Origin of the sequence: Micromonospora sp., from assembly GCF_048594385.1 — a bacterium.
Taxonomy (GTDB): domain Bacteria; phylum Actinomycetota; class Actinomycetes; order Mycobacteriales; family Micromonosporaceae; genus Micromonospora; species Micromonospora wenchangensis.
The window spans coordinates 1-16,699 of record NZ_JBMDWU010000372.1 but is presented as its reverse complement, the minus strand read 5'-3'; the positions used below and the strand labels follow the sequence as shown (position 1 = coordinate 16,699).

Annotated in this window: 15 protein-coding genes, 1 pseudogene and 1 riboswitch; of the genes and pseudogenes, 8 read left to right on the top strand and 8 right to left on the bottom strand. The window is 74.5% G+C overall.

The annotated features are described in order from the left end of the window. Positions 1-191: 191 nt before the first annotated feature. Positions 192-336, bottom strand: a riboswitch (cyclic di-AMP (ydaO/yuaA leader). A gap of 499 nt (positions 337-835) precedes the next feature. The 3 genes from ACOJTC_RS19860 to ACOJTC_RS19850 all read right to left on the bottom strand — a co-directional run bounded on the left by ACOJTC_RS19860 (position 836) and on the right by ACOJTC_RS19850 (position 3,685). After that, a complete protein-coding gene (locus tag ACOJTC_RS19860; RefSeq protein WP_420117997.1) occupies positions 836-1,597 on the bottom strand; it encodes a hypothetical protein in 762 nt (253 codons plus the stop codon). 135 nt (positions 1,598-1,732) lie between these two features. Further along, the gene (locus ACOJTC_RS19855) at positions 1,733-2,128 is read right to left on the bottom strand and encodes a hypothetical protein (RefSeq protein WP_420117996.1); all 396 of its coding nucleotides are present in this window, start codon (positions 2,126-2,128) and stop codon (positions 1,733-1,735) included. 297 nt (positions 2,129-2,425) lie between these two features. Beyond that, a complete protein-coding gene (locus ACOJTC_RS19850) occupies positions 2,426-3,685 on the bottom strand; it encodes an acyltransferase family protein (RefSeq protein WP_420117995.1) in 1,260 nt (419 codons plus the stop codon). A gap of 180 nt (positions 3,686-3,865) precedes the next feature. Here ACOJTC_RS19850 and ACOJTC_RS19845 point away from each other — a divergent pair, with 180 nt between their 5' ends. The 3 genes from ACOJTC_RS19845 (at position 3,866) to pseI (ending at position 7,519) form a co-directional block, all read left to right on the top strand. Continuing rightward, positions 3,866-5,191 carry a polysaccharide pyruvyl transferase family protein gene (locus ACOJTC_RS19845; RefSeq protein WP_420117994.1) on the top strand — a complete coding sequence of 442 codons (1,326 nt, stop codon included), beginning with the start codon at positions 3,866-3,868 and terminating at the stop codon, positions 5,189-5,191. An 89-nt stretch (positions 5,192-5,280) separates the two neighbouring features. After that, positions 5,281-6,399, top strand: coding sequence for a glycosyltransferase family 2 protein (locus tag ACOJTC_RS19840; protein WP_420117993.1), 1,119 nt, complete (start codon positions 5,281-5,283; stop codon positions 6,397-6,399). Positions 6,400-6,469: 70 nt separating this feature from the next. Then, positions 6,470-7,519 carry a pseudaminic acid synthase gene (gene pseI / locus ACOJTC_RS19835; protein ID WP_420117992.1) on the top strand — a complete coding sequence of 350 codons (1,050 nt, stop codon included), beginning with the start codon at positions 6,470-6,472 and terminating at the stop codon, positions 7,517-7,519. Between the two features lie 50 nt (positions 7,520-7,569). Here pseI and ACOJTC_RS19830 read toward each other — a convergent pair whose 3' ends face one another. From ACOJTC_RS19830 to ACOJTC_RS19815, 4 genes are read right to left on the bottom strand one after another with little or no spacing between them, the layout of a single operon-like run. Beyond that, on the bottom strand, positions 7,570-8,049 hold the full coding sequence (locus tag ACOJTC_RS19830; RefSeq protein WP_420117991.1) for a hypothetical protein: 480 nt from the start codon (positions 8,047-8,049) through the stop codon (positions 7,570-7,572). Next, positions 8,033-8,779 (bottom strand): SDR family NAD(P)-dependent oxidoreductase, encoded by a 747-nt coding sequence (locus ACOJTC_RS19825; protein ID WP_420117990.1) that lies wholly within the window; start codon positions 8,777-8,779, stop codon positions 8,033-8,035. The genes ACOJTC_RS19830 and ACOJTC_RS19825 overlap by 17 nt, the downstream gene beginning before the upstream one ends. Next, complete coding sequence (locus ACOJTC_RS19820) at positions 8,772-10,016, bottom strand: AMP-binding protein (RefSeq protein WP_420117989.1); 1,245 nt, start codon at positions 10,014-10,016, stop codon at positions 8,772-8,774. The genes ACOJTC_RS19825 and ACOJTC_RS19820 overlap by 8 nt, the downstream gene beginning before the upstream one ends. Next, on the bottom strand, positions 10,013-10,264 hold the full coding sequence (locus tag ACOJTC_RS19815; RefSeq protein WP_169733084.1) for an acyl carrier protein: 252 nt from the start codon (positions 10,262-10,264) through the stop codon (positions 10,013-10,015). Before ACOJTC_RS19815 ends, ACOJTC_RS19820 begins: the two co-directional genes overlap by 4 nt. A gap of 89 nt (positions 10,265-10,353) precedes the next feature. On the opposite strand from ACOJTC_RS19815, the gene ACOJTC_RS19810 reads away from it, so the two are divergent. Continuing rightward, on the top strand, positions 10,354-10,866 hold the full coding sequence (locus ACOJTC_RS19810; protein WP_420117988.1) for a GNAT family N-acetyltransferase: 513 nt from the start codon (positions 10,354-10,356) through the stop codon (positions 10,864-10,866). A 96-nt stretch (positions 10,867-10,962) separates the two neighbouring features. Here ACOJTC_RS19810 and ACOJTC_RS19805 read toward each other — a convergent pair whose 3' ends face one another. Next, complete coding sequence (locus ACOJTC_RS19805; RefSeq protein WP_420117987.1) at positions 10,963-12,753, bottom strand: hypothetical protein; 1,791 nt, start codon at positions 12,751-12,753, stop codon at positions 10,963-10,965. Positions 12,754-13,100: 347 nt separating this feature from the next. Between ACOJTC_RS19805 and pseB the strand changes: the two genes are divergently transcribed. From pseB to ACOJTC_RS19785, 4 genes and pseudogenes are all read left to right on the top strand, one after another. Next, entirely contained in the window at positions 13,101-14,084 is a 984-nt protein-coding gene (gene pseB / locus ACOJTC_RS19800) for a UDP-N-acetylglucosamine 4,6-dehydratase (inverting) (RefSeq protein ID WP_088645426.1), read from the top strand. Next, complete coding sequence (locus ACOJTC_RS19795; RefSeq protein ID WP_420117986.1) at positions 14,081-15,238, top strand: DegT/DnrJ/EryC1/StrS family aminotransferase; 1,158 nt, start codon at positions 14,081-14,083, stop codon at positions 15,236-15,238. The genes pseB and ACOJTC_RS19795 overlap by 4 nt, the downstream gene beginning before the upstream one ends. A 13-nt stretch (positions 15,239-15,251) precedes the next feature. After that, positions 15,252-16,088, top strand: a complete 837-nt coding sequence (locus tag ACOJTC_RS19790; protein WP_204927995.1) for a hypothetical protein — start codon at positions 15,252-15,254, stop codon at positions 16,086-16,088. After that, a pseudogene (locus ACOJTC_RS19785) lies at positions 16,085-16,699 on the top strand (class I SAM-dependent methyltransferase); the annotation flags it as partial. The gene ACOJTC_RS19790 and the pseudogene ACOJTC_RS19785, both read left to right, overlap by 4 nt.

The following is a 16,699-nucleotide window of genomic DNA, read 5'->3' as shown; positions in this document are numbered from 1 at the left end:
GATCGGGTGTTGCGCCGCTCGTTCGGCAGGGACCGCCCGACGGGAGCCGGACGGGTCGGCGGGTCGCCCGACCGGGGTCGGGCGGCGGGGTGGACGGCCGGGTCAGCGCGTCAGGCGCGACGGTCCGGCGGCACCCCGGTGCCGAGGTGGAGGAACCACCGAGGGGGTGGGGTCATGCTGCACGAGGATGAAACTCCTTCCGCTGCCGCCGACCGGGTTAGCTGACGGATTCGGGCGGGAAGATCGCCCTACCCCGGGCCGTGGCCCGGAGATTCACCCCAGGTGGTGCGTGTGGGTCCCCGGTTCGTGACATGCACGATTGAGCGGGTCGGCACGGCGTCGCCTCCTGCGATCGGAAACCGCACCGGACCGCAGCGACACTACTGGTCACCCTTCGCTCCCGCCAAGCCCTGTGAGCTGCGCAAACATCGTCGGGTCGGCTTCTTTGCGGGGCACTCGGGCAGCGGGGGTGCGGGCCGGGACGAATGGCCGTCAGGGCTCGGCAGGGCAGTGACCGGACAGCCGACCCGCAACCTCCGATGATCAGCGGAGTCGATGTGACCGGGTGTGACGGGCTGTCCGGTTCCGCCGGACCGTGACCGCACCCACACCGCCCTGGATAACGATTCGGCCCCCGGGACCCCCGGTCTCCCGGCCCGCGCGGCCCCGGGCAGGACCACCGCCCGCAACGGGACCGCCGGGGCGGGGGCACGGCATTCGCAACGGGGCCGAAGTCGCGGGGTCAACGCGGCGCGGACACCGCCATCTGCGCGTCATTGTGTCGATCATCCCGGGCCGGGCCTGGTCCGGCCCGGGAGCGGCGGTCCCGGGGTGGTCAGCCGACCCGGGCCGGGTGCCAGCGGGTGGCACGCGTCGGGCGGGTCGCCGCCGACGTCGCGGTACGGGGCAGCGGGACCCGGCCCGGCCGCACCCGCTGCGTCGCCGCGTACGCCTCGGCGGCCAGGGAGCGGGCGGCCTCGGCGGCCAGCTCGGCGTCCCGCCACGCGACGCTTTCCCGCCAGGCCGCCGCCCGGTACGCCGCACGCCGGTCCTCCCGGACCGCCCGGGCCAGCATCACCTCGTGCTCGACGGGGTGCCGGCGCGGGTCCCAGCCGTCGCGGTGCGCGAAGACGTCCCGCAGCCGCTCCACCGACAACTCGCCCCGCCAGTGCGCCGCCACCGCCTCCTGGTGCAGCCACCGCTCCCGGCCCGCGTACTCGGCGGGTGTCCGGGGGGTACGCGGGCTGGGCAGCGCCCCCGCGCCGACGAACCGGCGGGCGGTCGTCTCGGCCTCGTCGTACGCCTGCCAGGCCCGTTCCAGGGTGTCCTGGGCGGCCAGCCAGGCGGCCCGGTGACGGCGGGCGGTCTGGGCGGCCCCGGCGGCGGCGACGGCCACCTCGTCGGCGTAGCGGCGCAGGTCGGCGACCGGGGGCGGGGCGTCCGGCGGCGGCGCGACGGGGGTCACCTCGGTCGCCTGGTCCCGCTCGGGGCGGGCGACCAGGACGGCGAGGCCGGTCAGCGCGAGGACGAGCAGCAGGGACCAGATCGCGGTGGCGGTCGGCACCCCGATCAGGAACTGGGAGAGCACGGTGTTCACGGGTCGACACCTCGCGGGCGGATGTGGCGGATCGGGGCCGTACCGGGGCGGGACCGTTGCGGGCAACGCCCGCCCGGGGCGGTACGGGGACGAGGTCGTGGTGGTGGCGGGCGGGTGGCCCCCGCTGGGGCGGGTTCAGCCCGCCGGGGGTGCCCGGGGCCCGGCGGCGGCGGGCACCCGACCGCCCGGTGTCACCAGGGTGGCGGCCGGCAGCTCCCGTGCCGGACCGGCCGGCGCGGCGTGCACGCCGGCGTCGACCCGCTCGGACGCCAGCACGTCGACCCGCTCGGTTGCCCGGTCGGCGGAGCGGAGGCCGTCGCCCCGACCGAACGGGGTGTCGAGGGCCACGGCGGCGGGGAAGGAGTGCGACGCGTCGGCCGACAGGGTGCCCGGGACCAGGTCGAACAGTGCGGGGCCGGCCGGTGCGGGGCCGGCGGCGGCGAACGCGAGTGCGACGGCGAGGCCGGCGAGCAGCCGGGACATCCCGCGCGCGACCCACCACAGGGGACTGGTGAGCGCGACCGGGAACACGTGGCCACGCTACCGAAGGGGTCACCGACCCGCAGCACCGCCGGGCGTGTCGCCGCGCCGAGCAGGCGGAGGAGCAGGTCACCCGGGGCCTGGGCCCGCAGAGCCGGTTGGTGTCCATGATGGGGCGACGCGTCGCGGCCGACGGAACACGTCCGCGCCGACGCCCGGCCGGAGCAGGGGGCACCGGAAGGACGTGGTCCGACCCCGCCATCGCGGTGCCGGAACAGGGCGGTGTCCCGACCGCGGCCCGCCCTCGCCGGCGGCGGGACCGGAGGGGAACCGGGCCGGGCCGGCGGGTCAGCGCGGGTCGCGCGGCCCGGCGTACTCGATGGGACGGCCGTCGCGCGGCCCGTCATCGGCCCCTCTCGGCGCCGGCACGACGCCGTCGTCGCAAGCGCGGGCAGCGCCGGGAGCAGCCGGGGTGTCGGAGGCGGCAACGCCGTCAACGGCGGCGGTGCCGGGAGCGGAGGTGGTGGCCGGCTTGCGGCGGCGGGGGGCGAGGCGGCGCATCATCGGCGTCTCGACGAAGCGGTGCAGCGCGGCGGCCAGCGCCAGGTTCGCCACCAGGAAGCCGAGCACGGCCAGCGGCCCCGACCAGCCGGGCAGCCCGACGCCCCAGTGCCCGGTGAGCCGCAGCACGGTCATCATCACCAGCACGTGCACCAGGTAGAAGGCGAACGACACCTCACCGAGCCAGATCAGGGTGCGGTGCCGCCACGGTGACCAGCGGCCCTGCACGTCCGCGCGGGCCGCCGCCGGGATGACCAGGATGTACCCCACCGACAGCAGCGCCGCCCACATCTCGGCCGGGATCCAGTGCGCCACCACCCAGACGGCCACGAACAGCAGGCTGGCCAGGGGCAGCCCGGGGCCCCGCCAGTGACCACGGCGCAGCAGTTCGGCGGCGGCGACGCCCAGCCAGAACTCGGTGGAGCGGACCAGCGGGAAGACCTGGGTGAACCACCAGTTGCTGCCCTCGGGCAGCAGTTGCTGGCCGGGCCAGAGCGCCAGGATCACCAGCGGCACCGCCACCACCACGGCCCACAGCACGCCGGAGTGGGCCCGCCGGATCGCCGGCAGCACCAGCGGCAGGCAGAGGTAGAAGAACAGCTCGCAGGACAGCGACCAGCTCACGTTGTTGATGCTGTAGAAGTAGCCGGGGGTGGGGTCCCACGCCTGGACGAGGAAGAGGTTCTCCAGGGCGGCGCGGGGCACCACCGGGTCGGCGAACCACCACATCACCAGCAGCGCCGCCGCCCAGGTCAGCACGTGGTTGGGATAGATCTTGGCGAGCCGGCGACGCCAGAAGTCCCGCCGCCGGTCGCCGTCGCGGGCCGACCAGACCAGCACGAAGCCACTGAGGATGAAGAAGAACTGCACCCCGGACAGGCCCAGGGTGAACAGCCAGTCGACCACCGCCTTGGCGTCGGGCTGGGTGACGATCCGCATGGTGCCGACGTGGTAGCCGAAGACCAGCATGGCGGCGATCCACCGCAGCCCGGTCAGCGACGGGAGCCGGTTCAGCGCCGGGGACGCGGTGGTGGGCACGCTGGTCACCCGGGGCACCCTACCGGCAGGCCCCCTCCCCGGCGACGGACCGGGGTGGTGCGGATGTGCGGAAGGTGTACGAAATCCCTCCACTGCCCTAACATCGCGGGACCTGTCGGTGTCGGCGCACCCGTGGGTCAGGTCGGCAGCCCGTCGGAGGCTCCCGGCAACGAGGAACGGAGCGAAGTGGTGCACCAGCGGATCCTGATGCGGGCGAAGAAGGACCCGTTCGACGTACGCGGCCCGGAGGAGGCGTACGAGGGGAACTGGATCGGGGAGAACAACGGCAACCTGGTCTTCAGTCACGCCGCCCACAAGCTGCTGCGCACCTCCACCGCGCGGATCACGTCGACCGAGTTCAAGGTCGACCTGCGCGACGCCGACCGGATCAACGAGCAGTACGACGTGTACGTCATCCCGCTGGCCAACGCCTTCCGGCGCAGCTACGCCCACCGCATCGAGCTGATGACGAAGCTGGTCGAGCGGCTGCGCATCCCGGTGGTGGTGTTCGGGGTCGGCGTGCAGACCGACATCCACGGCGACCGGGAGTACCTGCGTCCGATCGACGACGTGGTCAGCCGGTTCGTCCGGGCGGCGCTGGAGCGGGGGCCGAGCATCGGCGTACGCGGGGAGATCACCGCGCAGTACCTGAACACGCTGGGCTTCTCCGCCGTCGACGTGATCGGCTGCCCGTCGATGTTCCTGCACGGCGACCAGCTCCGGGTGGAGAAGTCCGGGCCGGCCCTGAGCACCGACGCCCGGGTGGCGCTGACCGTCTCCCCGTACGTCAAGTCGATGGCGAAGATCATCGCCTCGCACCAGGCCCGCTACCCCAACCTGCGCTACCTCCCGCAGGACCTCAAGACGTTGGGCACCCTGCTCTACGGCGACGCGCCGCAGGACCGGGGCAAGACCAGCGCCATCCCGATCCACACCTCGCACCCGCTGTTCACGCAGGACAAGGTGCGGATGTTCCTCGACCCGTGGACCTGGATGGACTACCTCGCCGGTTTCGACTTCGCCTTCGGCACCCGCATCCACGGCACCATCACCGCGCTGGTCGCCGGCACCCCCGGCTACCTGTTCGCGCACGACTCGCGCACCCTGGAGCTGGCCCGCTACTTCGACATCCCGTACCGGCTGATGCCGGACGTGCCGGCCGACGTGGACGCCGCGCAGCTCTATGCCGAGGCCGACTACACCGGCCTGAACACCGGGCACCGGGCCCGCTACGAGGTGATGCGCGCCTTCCTCGCCCGGCACGACCTGGGCAACGCGTTCGACGACGGCGACAGCGCGGCCCGCTTCGACGCGCAGGTCCGCGAGACGGTGTTCCCGCCGGCGGTCCGGCCCGCCTCGGCCAGTTCGCCCGGGGAGCTGCTGGCCCGCATCCAGTGGCTGCGCGACCGCAACGCGGCGCTCGGCGACGACGTGCGGGAACTGCGTGAGCAGCGGCTACGGGCCCGGGTGCGACGCGCGGTCCCGGCACCGGTACGGCGGATCATGGGTCGTTAACCTGCCGCTCGGCCGCTGTTCAGCAGCTCCATCTCCACCGGATACGTCACGTTCCGTGGCCGTCCATACCCGTGCACCAGGGTGGCGGGGTGGTCAACCAGCCCGCGCCCACCCCGCTGCTCAGCGTCGTCGTCCCCGTCCACGGGGTGGAGGCGTACCTGCACCAGTGCCTCGACTCGGTGCGCACGGACGTGCCGGCCGACGCGGCGGGCGCGGTCGAGATCGTCGCCGTCGACGACGCCTCGCCGGACCGGTGCGGGGAGCTGCTGCGCGCCTACGCGGCCGAGCATCCGGGCGTACGCGTGGTGCACCTGACCCGCAACGTCGGGTTGGGTCCGGCCCGCAACGCCGGCCTGGACGTGGCGACCGGCGCGTACGTCTGGTTCGTCGACAGCGACGACTGGCTGCCCCCGGGCACGGTGGCGGCGGTGCTGGACCGGCTCCGGGCGCACCGCCCCGACGTGCTGATGCTCGACCACCTGCGGGTACGCGACGACGGCCACCGTGAGGTGGACGCGAGCAGTCACCTGCTGCGCGGCATCCCCGGGGTGGTCCGGCTGGCCGACCGTCCCGGGCTGCTGCGGGTGCAGCACACCGCGTGGAACAAGGTGGTCCGCCGGGCCTATCTGCACGCGCTGGAGCTGCGCTTCCACCCCGGCTGGTACGAGGACATCCCGTTCAGCAACCCGCTGCTCATCGGCGCGGAGCGGATCTCCGTGCTGGACCGGGTCTGCTACCTCTACCGGCAGGGTCGGCAGGGCGCGATCACCTCCACCCGCAGCGGTCGGCACTTCGACGCCTTCGACCAGTACGACAGGCTGTTCGACTGGGTCGCCCGCCGGTACCCCGACGAGCGGCTGCGCGGTGAGCTGTTCGCCCTGATGGTCAACCACATGCTGGTGGTGGTCGGCAACGACGGCCGGCTGCACCCGCACCTGCGCCGGGAGTTCTTCCGCCGGGTCGCCGCGCACTACCGCCGGCACCTGCCGCCGGGCGGTTACCCCCGGCCGGGCGGGGTGGCCGGGCTCAAGCACCGGCTGGTCGGCCGGGACGCCTACCTCCCGTACGCGGTGCTGCGTCAGGCGCACCGGCTGGCGGGGTGGCTGCGCCGTCCGGCCGCCGCGCCGCAACCGGTGCCGCCGACCGTCGGACCGGCCCACGACCGCACCGCCGACCGCGACGCGCTGGCGGGCCGCGGCAGCCGGTGACCGGCCGGCCCGCCGTCGGGGGGCGGCGGCCGGGGTACGAGCAACGAGCACAGGGAACAGGGGTCTGGGGATGACGACAGTGAAGATCGGGCCGCACCTGGTGGGGGCCGGGGAGCAGCCGTTCGTGGTGGCGGAGATGTCCGGCAACCACAACGGTGACCTGGGCCGGGCGCTGGCGATCGTGGACGCGGTGGCGGCCAGCGGGGCGCACGCGCTGAAGTTGCAGACGTACCGGCCGGACACGATCACCATCGACGTGGACACCCCGGCGTTCCGGATCTCCGGCGGGCACGAACTGTGGGGCGGGCAGAACCTCTACCGGCTCTACGAGCGGGCCCACACCCCGTACGAGTGGCACGGGCCGATCTTCGAACGGGCCCGGGAGCGGGGGCTGACCGTGTTCTCGTCCCCGTTCGACCCGTCGGCGGTGGAGCTGCTGGAGGGGCTGGACGTCCCGGCGTACAAGATCGCCTCGTCGGAGCTGGTCGACCTGCCGCTGATCCGGCTGGTCGCGGGCACCGGCAAGCCGCTGGTCATCTCCACCGGCATGGCCACGCTCGCCGAGATCGACGCCGCGGTGCGCACCGCCCGCGACGGCGGGGCCGGCGGCATCGTGCTGTTGGCCTGCACCGCCGCCTACCCGGCCCCGCCGGCCGACAGCAACCTGCGCCGGATTCCGGTGCTGGCCGACGCGTTCGGGGTGCCGGTCGGCCTGTCCGACCACACCCCCGGCATCGGGGTGCCGGTCGCCTCGGTGGCGCTGGGCGCCTGCTTCATCGAGAAGCACGTCACCCTCGACCGGGGCGACGGCGGGGTGGACTCCGACTTCTCACTGCACCCCGACGAGCTGGCCGCCCTCGTGGTGGAGTCGGCGCGGGCGCACGCGGCGCTCGGCGGCACCGCCGTCGGGCCGACCCCGGCCGAGCGGGAGGGGCTGCGGTTCCGCCGTTCCCTGTTCGTGGTGGCCGACGTCCGGGCCGGCGACGAGGTGACCGCCGCGAACGTCCGCTCGATCCGCCCGGCCGGCGGCCTGCCCCCGGTGGAGATCGACCGGGTCCTCGGCCGCACCTTCACCACCGACGTTGCCCGGGGCACCCCGCTGAGCTGGGACCTCGTCTGACACCGCGCCGCCCCGCCCCGCACCACCGCGCGGGGCGGGGCGGGGCGCGTTCAGGGGGCGAAGGCGACAGTGACCACCAGGTCGGCCAGGCGCAGGGTGCGCCAGACCGCGCGGGTGTGCGGGGGTACGGCCAGCCCGTGCCGCCGCCACCAGGCGGCCACCGGCACCTCGGCCAGCTTGCACAGGCTCTCCGCCCGGGTCCAGCGGGCCCAGAAGTCGGCCGGGCCGAAGCGCGCGGCCAACGCGGGCGGGACCTCGGCGGTGGCCCGTTCGGCGTCGATCGCCACCCGCCAGCCGAGGGCGGCCGGCCCGTACCAGCCGACGCAACGCCCGTCGTCGAGGTGGCTGCGGGTCACCGCGTACCGCAGCTCGTCGGGGGTGCCGACGCGCAGGTGCCGTTCGGCGGCACCGAGCAGCGCGGGCACCGGCCGCAGCCCGGGGTCCACGGCCGGCCGTGCCGGGTCGGCCAGCGGCGGCCCGGCCACCCGCAGGCCCCCCGACCCGGCCGCGAGGTCAGATCGAGGCGGCACCGTCGACCACGATCACCTGGCCGTTGATGTTGGTGTGCGCGCACAGCAACATCCGCACCACCGGGACCACCTCGGCCGGTTCGGTCAGGTGACCGGTGGGGGTGCGACGGACGATCTGGTCGAGCTGGGTGCTGCCCAGCACGGCGGACATCTCCGAGGCGAAGAAGCCCGGCGCGACGGCGTTGACCAGCATCCGCCCGCCCAGCTCGCGGGCCAGCGAGCGGGTCGCCGCGTCCATGCCGCCCTTGGTGGCCGAGTACGCGACCAGACCGGGGAAGCCGCGCTGGGCGCAGATCGAGGTGACGTTGACGATGCGTCCGCGCCGCCCCTGGCCGAGCATCCGCCGGACCACCAGGCGGGTGAGCTGCAACGGCGCGGTCAGGTTGGTCTCGACGATCCGGGCGATGTCGGCGGTGGCGGTGTGCGTGTGCATCGAGTCCTGCCCGACGGCGGCGTTGTTGACCAGGCCGTCGACCGGACCGAACCGTGCCTCGACCTCGCGGAGGAACCGCTGGGCCGCCGCGAGGTCGGTGACGTCCACCGCGCCGACGTGCACCCGGTCGGGGTGCGCGTCGGCCAGCTTCTCCAGCTCGGGGGTGACGGTACGGGCGAACGCGGCCACGGTGAGCCCGGCGTCGAGCAGGTCGGTGACGATGGCCAGGCCCAGCCCCCGGGACCCCCCGGAGACGAGGACCACGGTGCTGGCGGGAACGGGCGGGGAGTCAGACATCGCTCTTCAGGGTCTCCTTGACGGGGATCTCGGTCAGCAGGCGGATGCGGCGGGGCACCGCGTACTCGGGGAGCCGGTCGGCGCACCAGCGCACCAGCGCGCCCTCGTCCGGCTGCCCGGCGTCGCCCGACGCGGTGGTGGGGACGACCTCGGCGACCACCATCCGGCCGAGCACCGGCGCGCGCCGGCCGGTGACCCGCGCCCAGGCGACCCCGGGGTGGGCGGTGAGCACGGCGCGGACCAGCCCGGCGGAGACCTTGCTGCCGCCGACGTTGATCTCGTCGGAGTCCAGCCGGCCGGTGATCACCACCCGGTCGTCGACCACCTGGGCCCGGTCACCGGTGCGGACCGGCCCGGCGAGGCCGACCCCGTGGTGCGGGGAGGTGATCACCAGTTCGTCGTCGCGCAGGGAGAGGGTGGGACGGCCCGGGGTGACCCGGTCGAGCCAGCCGACCGGGAACCCGGCCCGCCCGTCGTGCACCACGATCGACGCGCCGACCTCGGAGGAGGCGTAGATCCAGGAGATCCGGGCGGCCGGGAAGAGCTCCCGCAGCCGGTCCAGGACGGCCTGGTCGACCGGTTCGCCGCCGAGGGTGAGCTGGCGCAGCGGCACCCGGGCCAGCGCCTGCGGGTCGCGGTGCAGGGTGCGCCGCCAGAAGGTGGGGGTGCCGGAGACGGCGTCGACGCCGTGCGCGGCGGCGATCGCCGGCCAGTCGTCCAACTCCTCGGGGTCGACCACCACCAGGTGCTGACCGGGCTGGGTCAGCGACAGGGTGACCACCTGCCACCAGGCGTAGCTGCCGGGGGCGTACGGGCACAGCCAGGTCCGTGCCGGCTGCGCCGACCGTACGGTGGTCAACGAGTCGAGGCTGTGCCCGACCCGCTTGGGTCGCCCGGTCGACCCGGAGGTGAGCAGCCAGAGCCGACCCGCCTCGGGCGCCCGGGGGGCGGCCGGCGGCACGGTCCGCGGCACCCCGGCGGTGAGCACGGTGACGGCGAACCCGGCGGCGCGCAGCTCGTCGCGCATCGTCGCGTCGACCCGGGTGGGGGCGGCGAGCAGCAGTTCGGTGCCGTCGACGGCGTGCCGCCGGGCGACGGCGAGCGCGTCGGCGGCCCCGGCGGCGAGGACCACCCCGGGCGACGGCAGCACCGGGGCGGGCAGGTCCCGCCAGCTCCGGGCCACCCCGGCGACGACGACCCGGTTGTCCAGCCCGGCCGGCGAGGTCGCGACGGTCACTGCCGCTGGAGTTCGGCGAGGAAGTCGAGGACGTCGCCGACGGTGGCGATCCGGCGCAGGCCGGGGGCGTCGAAGTTCAGCTCCTCGCCGGTGGCGTCCTCGACCCGCAGGGCCAGCTCCGAGAAGTCCAGCGACCGGAAGCCGATCTCCCGCAGGTCGGTGGAGTCGTCGTCGGGCAGCACCCGGCCCTGGTTGCGCACCACCTGCGCCATGAGGTCGCGAATCTGCGCGCGACTCAATTCGTTCATGCGCCGGAGTGTACAGCCCGACAATTATCCGACCCCTTTACCCGGGTAGGGTCCGCAGGGGTCCACCAGATGAATACAAAGGGGTACCGGTGCTGCGCGAGGCCACTACGGACGACGTTAACCTGATGTTGTCCTGGCGTAATCAGGAAACCAACCGGCAGGTCAGCAAGACCAGTCACGAGATCACCGCCGCCGAGCACGCGGCGTGGTGGTCGCGGGTGCTCACCGACCCGACCAGGCGGGTGCTGATCTACCTGCACGACGATCGGCCGGCCGGTGTGGTGACCTTCTTCGACCTGCGCCCGGACGGGCCGCAACGCACCGCTTCCTGGGGTTTCTACCTGGATGCCGACGGGTTGGCCGAGCGGGGGGCGACGCTGCCCGCCTGGCTGGGCGTGATGCGGGCGGCGGTGGACCACGCCTTCGACGTGCTCGCGCTGGACCGGCTCGACGGCGAGGTGCTGGCCGACAACACGGTCGTACGGCAGATGAACCGACGGTTCCGGTTCGTCGAGGGCACCGGTCGACGCGAGACGCACGACGGCCGGGAAATCACCGTCATCCCTATTTCCCTGGCCCGGGAGAACCGTCGCCGTCGCTGATTTCCCCGATTGTCCGGCGACCATTAACCGGCCCGCCACCCCGCGTTAACCGAATTGCGCCCGACGGGGGCGGTCACGCCGCGGCGCGGCATGGAATCAGGCACGCCGCCAGGCGGCCCAGCGCTGCTCCGGGTTGCCGCCGAGGCGGACGAAGCCGTACCGGGTGCCGTCCCAGTCGTCCGGCTCGCCGGGGGCCCACCTGACGAACACCACGTCGGCGTCGGCCGGCGGGTCGGCCCCGAACCACCGCACGTCGGCCCAGGTGACCTGGTGGCTGAGGTTGAACCGGAGCACCCACTGCACGCCGAGCGACGCCCAGACCCGGTCGCCGGGGCGTACCCCCAGGTCGGCCACCCGGGGGGTCGGCGCGGTCGCCGCGACCACCGGCCGGACCAGCCGCTCGGTGATCACCTGCATGGTGCCGAGGTTCACCGCCACCAGCGCGGCGAGCACCGGCAGCCGCCACCGGGGCAGCCGCAGGGCGGCGACCAGCAGCAGGCAGCCGGCGATCCCGACGGCCGCCCCGGTGAACGGCCGGAACTCCCGCCAGCCGCCGGTGAGCGCCATCAGGTCCGGTGCGCCGAACCCGCCGTAGCGCAGCTCGTGTCCCCGGCTGGCGACCCAGGCCAGCCGGGCGGCGATCAGGGTCGCGCCGGCCAGCAGCAGGCCCACCGCGACCGCCACCCGCCGCCACCGCTGCCGGGGCGTCGCGGCCACCAGCATCCCCACCCCGAGCAGCAGCCAGAACGGGGCGAGCATCTGCACGTACCGGCCGTAGATGGCGTCCAGCGGTTTGCCGGTGATGCCGGCCAGGATCACCGACGCGCCGGCCGCCACCCCCACGCTGGTCACCAGCGCCACCCCGACCGTCCACCGGGTCGCCCCGACCCCGTCCGCCGGGCCGGCGGCGGGCGGCGGGGACGCGGCGGCGGGCCCCGGGCCCGTGGTGGGGGCGGGACGGCGGAGCAGCAGTCGGACGGCCCCGGCCCAGGCGACACCGGCCAACCCGAAGGTGATGACCACCAGGTACCAGAGCTGGGTGGCGACCGCCGCGCCGACCCGCAGCAGCCCCGGCCCGGAGGCGACCGCCCGGACGGTGCCGCCGCCGGGCGGATCGCCCAGCAGATAGACCCGGTCACCGAGCAACCGGATGACGGCCTCGTTGAGCAGCGCCAACGCCAGCACCGGCAGGACGACGGCGAGCACCTGCGCCGGGCCGATCCGTCGCCGCAGGAACAGCAGCAGCACCAGGCCGGCGTGCACGCCCACGATCACCAGGCCCCGGGAGTGCAGCAGGTGGAACGTCCCGACCAGGGTGCCGGCCCCGGCGGCGACCAGCGGGCCGGGCCGGCGCACCCAGTGGTGCACGGCCAGCAGCCAGGCCAGCACCAGCGGCGCGAGCACCGCGTCGATCATCGCCACCCCGGCGTAGAACACCGTCGCCGGCAGGGTCGCCGCGACGGTCGCGGCGGCCAGGGCGACCGCGCGGCGCACCGGCACCAGCCGACGCAGCAGCAGGTACGAAAGCGGCAGCACCGTCGCGTTCACCGCCGCATTGATCAACTGCACCAGTCGGTAGCTGTCGGCGAAGTCCCGCTCCCCGAGGAACGCCGGGGAGATCAGCAGCGGGTAGCCGACCCGGCGCAACGGCCCGTTCTCGCTGCTGAAGCCGCCCGGCCCGCCGGCCAGCGCGCGGGCGGTGTGCAGGTAGCTGTCCTCGTCGGTGTGGGCGATGGGCAGCGGCACGTGCCGGGACAGCCACATCCGCCAGCCGACGCCCAGCAGCCAGCCCACCACCAGCAGCGCCGGCACCAGTCGCCGGCGTCGGCGAGCCGGCTGCCCGGCCGGGTCGGCGACCCGGGGTCCCACCTCGGTGACGGCCACCATGCGTCGTCTCCTGCCTCGTCGGGGTACCCCCGTCGGCCCGCCCGGGGCGCGCGACGGCCCCGGCCCGCAGGCCGGGCCGATGAGGGCGGTGCCCGGCCGTGGGTGTCGGATGCGCCTGCGGCGGGATGCCCACCGGCCGCGCCGGGCCACTGTAGTCAGCGGCGTACCCGCTGGTCAGCCGGCAGCGGCCGGGTCGGCAAGTGTTCGCCCGCCGGGGGGCCGGCATTCACACGACCAGCGTGGGCGGTTAACCCGGGGGCGTCGGTGCGTTAACCCGACCTGGTTAGCGTCCGTCCGGTCGCCTGGCCCGGAGCCTGCGGCGCAACCACGAGCTGGGGAGCACCAAATTGAGTGAGTTGAATGGGTCCTCCATTCTGGTCACCGGCGGGACGGGGTCCTTCGGGAAGACGTTCCTCCGGCACGTCCTCGACGTGGCCGACCCGGCCCGGGTGGTGGTGTTCTCCCGCGACGAACTCAAGCAGTACGAGCTGCGCCAGCAACTCGGCGACGACCCCCGGCTGCGCTGGTTCATCGGGGACATCCGGGACCGGCACCGGCTCACCCGGGCCATGCACGGGGTGGACCACGTGGTGCACGCCGCCGCCCTCAAGCAGGTCGACACCGCCGAGTACAACCCGTCGGAGTTCATCGCCACCAACATCACCGGCTCGCAGCACGTGGTCGACGCGGCCATCGAAGCCGGCGTCCGGAAGGTCATCGCGCTCTCCACCGACAAGGCGTCCAGCCCGATCAACCTGTACGGCGCGACCAAGCTCGTCGGCGACAAGCTCTTCGTCTCGGCCAACCACTACGCCGCCCAGCACCCCACCCGGTTCGCCGTGGTCCGCTACGGCAACGTGGTGGGCAGCCGGGGCTCGGTGGTGCCGCTGTTCCGCCGGCTCGCCGCCGAGGGCAAGAGCCTGCCGATCACCGACAAGCGGATGACCAGGTTCTGGATCACCCTGGACCAGGCCGTGCAGTTCGTTCTGGACAGCTTCGACCAGATGCAGGGCGGTGAGCTGTTCGTGCCGCGCATCCCCAGCATGCGCATCCTCGACCTGGTCGAGGCGGTCGCCCCGGACGCCACCACCCACGAGATCGGCATCCGGCCCGGCGAGAAGCTGCACGAGGAGATGATCGCCCCGGACGACAGCCGCCGGACGCTGCGCGCGAAGGACCGGTTCATCGTCCAGCCGACGATCGCCACCTGGGGTTACCGGCCGCCCGTCGACTGCGAGCCGGTGCCGGACGGCTTCGCCTACCAGTCCGACGGCAACGACGAGTGGTTGAGCGTCCCGCAGCTGCGCGACATGCTCGGTATCGCGGCGTGACGGCGATGCTCCCGTACGGCCGGCAGTCGGTGACCGACGACGACGTCGCCGCCGTGGTCGCCACCCTGCGCAGCGACTGGCTCACCACCGGCCCGCAGGTCGACGCGTTCGAGGCCGACCTCGCGGGCTGGACCGGCGGGGCCGGCTGCGCGGCGGTCGCCAACGGCACCGCCGCCCTGCACGTCGCCTACGCGGCGGCCGGGGTGGGACCCGGCGACGAGGTGGTGGTGCCGCCGATGACGTTCGGGGCGCCCGCCAGCCGCGCGGTCGCCCTCGGCGCGCGGATCGTCTTCGCCGACGTCGCGGCGGGGACGTCCCCCCGGGCCCCGGCGGCGGCCGCCCCCGCGACCACCGCCCGGACGAGGGTCGTCGCCGCCGTCGACTACGCCGGCCACCCGGCCGACTACGACGCCCTGCGCACCGCCCTGGCCGGCTCCGACGCGCTGCTGCTGGCCGACGCGGCGCACTCCATCGGGGCCACCTACCGGGGCCGACCGGTCGGGTCGCTCGCCGACCTGACCACCTTCTCGTTCTTCCCCACCAAGAACCTCACCACCGCCGAGGGCGGCGCGGTCGCCACCGCCGACGCGGAACTGCTGACGCGGGCCCGCCGGTTCCGCAACATCGGGCTGGTCCGGGAGCGCGCCGAGCTGCGCGAGCCGGACGAGGGCGGCTGGCACCAGGAGGTGCACTCCTTCGGGCTGAACTACCGGCTGCCGGACGTGCTCTGCGCGCTGGGCCGCAGCCAACTGCGCCGGCTCGGTGACTTCCTCGCCGCCCGCGCCCGGCTGGTGGCCCGCTACGACGAGGCGCTTGCCGACCTGCCCGGGGTGCTCACCCCGACCCGCCGGTCCTGGGCCGCCCCCGCCTGGCACCTCTACCCGGTCCGGATCCTCGACGGCCGCCGCCGCGAGGTGTACGACCGGATGCGCGCCGCCGGTATCGGCGTCCAGGTCAACTACCTGCCGGTGCACTGGCACCCGGCCTTCGCCGACCTGGGTTACCGGCGCGGGTCCTGCCCGGTGGCCGAGTCGTTCTACGCCCAGCAGCTCTCGCTGCCGCTGTACCCGGGACTCACCGACACCGACCAGGACCGGGTGATCGACGCGCTCGGCGCGGCGCTGCGCGGCGTCACCGCGCCCACCGCCGCCTGACCCGGGGGAACCGATGCACCACGCGAACCACTTCTACGGCCACGCCCACGTGCTGGCCCGCTACTGCGGGCTGGGCGACGGCCACCCGCCCCGGATCAACGGGTACGTCCAGCACGGCTGGAACATCGGCGACGGCCTCGCCCCCGGCCACCCGTACGCCGAGCGCACCCCGAGCCTGCTCTGGTCGGAGCAGACCCGCCGGCGGGCCTGGTCTGTGGGGCGGCGCAACGTGGTGGTCGTCGGCGCGCCCTTCGCGTACCTGCTCGACCTGCGCCGCGACGACCCGCCGCCGGCCGCCCGGGAGGGCACCATCTGGTACCCGTTCCACGGCTGGGAGGGCCAGCACGTCAAGGGCGACCACAGGGAGCTGATCGCCCGGATCAGGGACACCGAACCCGGCCCGGTCACCGTCTGCCTCTACTGGCACGAGTACGGCATGCGCCGGGTCCGCCGGCTCTACGAGAACGCCGGCTTCCGGGTGATCTGCCACGGCTACCGGGGCCACTGGTGGCGCGACACCGACCCGCTGTTCCTCGACAAGCAGCTCACCGAGCTGCGCCGGCACGCCCGGGTGGCGTCCAACCGGCTGACCAGCGCCATCTTCTACGGCATCGCCGCCGGATGCGAACCGGCCGTCTACGGCGACCCGATGATCCTGGCCAAGGAGGACCCCACCTTCGGCGGCACCGCCCGCATCCGCCGGCAGTGGCCGCAGCTGCACGGCGAGTCGGTGGACCTGCCGACCGCCGTCGGGATCGCCCGCGCCGAACTGGGCACCGACCACCGCTGTACGCCGGCCGAGCTGCGTGAACTGCTCGGCTGGGCGCATCCCGCAGGAGGAACGAGTTGACCACTGGAACCACCGCCCCCGTCGTCCTGCCCGGCGGGGAGATGCTGGCCTGGTCCGACCTGCCGGAGCAGCGGCTGGCCGACGGTGGGCCGCTGGGCGCACTGGCCGCCCGGGTCGTACCGGCCGGGGCGCGGGTGCTGCTGGCCGGGCCGCACGACCCGGCGCTGCTCGACCGCCTCGCCCACGCCGAGGTGACCTGCCTGCTGCGCAGCCACCCGGACGCGGTGGCCCTGGCCGACCGGGCCGCCCGGGTGATCGTCGGCGGCCCGACCGGGCTCGACCCGACCGACACGTTCGACGTGGTAGTGGCCGGGGCCGGGCTGGACGCCGTCGAGTCGGTCGAGGGGGCCCGGCTGGGCTGGACGGGGGTGCTGGCCCGGCTGGCCGCCGCCCTGCGCCCCGGCGGCACGCTGCTGCTGCGCCTGGACAATCCGCTGGGGGTGTCCCGGCTGGTCGCCCCCACCCCCTGGTACGCCGACCGGGACGACGCGGCCTGGAGCATCGGCGGGGTGCTCGACGCCGGCCGCCCGGCCAACCGGGAGCAGCTACGCGCCCGACTCGCCGAGGTGGGGCTGACCACCGACGCCGACTACGCCGCGTACCCCGGTCCG

Coding starts and splice junctions, on each gene's coding strand:
- pseI (WP_420117992.1), top strand. CDS start 6,470: ATGACGACAGTGAAGATCGGGCCGCACCTGGTGGGGGCCGGGGAGCAG.
- ACOJTC_RS19825 (WP_420117990.1), bottom strand. CDS start 8,779: ATGTCTGACTCCCCGCCCGTTCCCGCCAGCACCGTGGTCCTCGTCTCC.
- ACOJTC_RS19815 (WP_169733084.1), bottom strand. CDS start 10,264: ATGAACGAATTGAGTCGCGCGCAGATTCGCGACCTCATGGCGCAGGTG.
- ACOJTC_RS19805 (WP_420117987.1), bottom strand. CDS start 12,753: ATGGTGGCCGTCACCGAGGTGGGACCCCGGGTCGCCGACCCGGCCGGG.
- ACOJTC_RS19790 (WP_204927995.1), top strand. CDS start 15,252: ATGCACCACGCGAACCACTTCTACGGCCACGCCCACGTGCTGGCCCGC.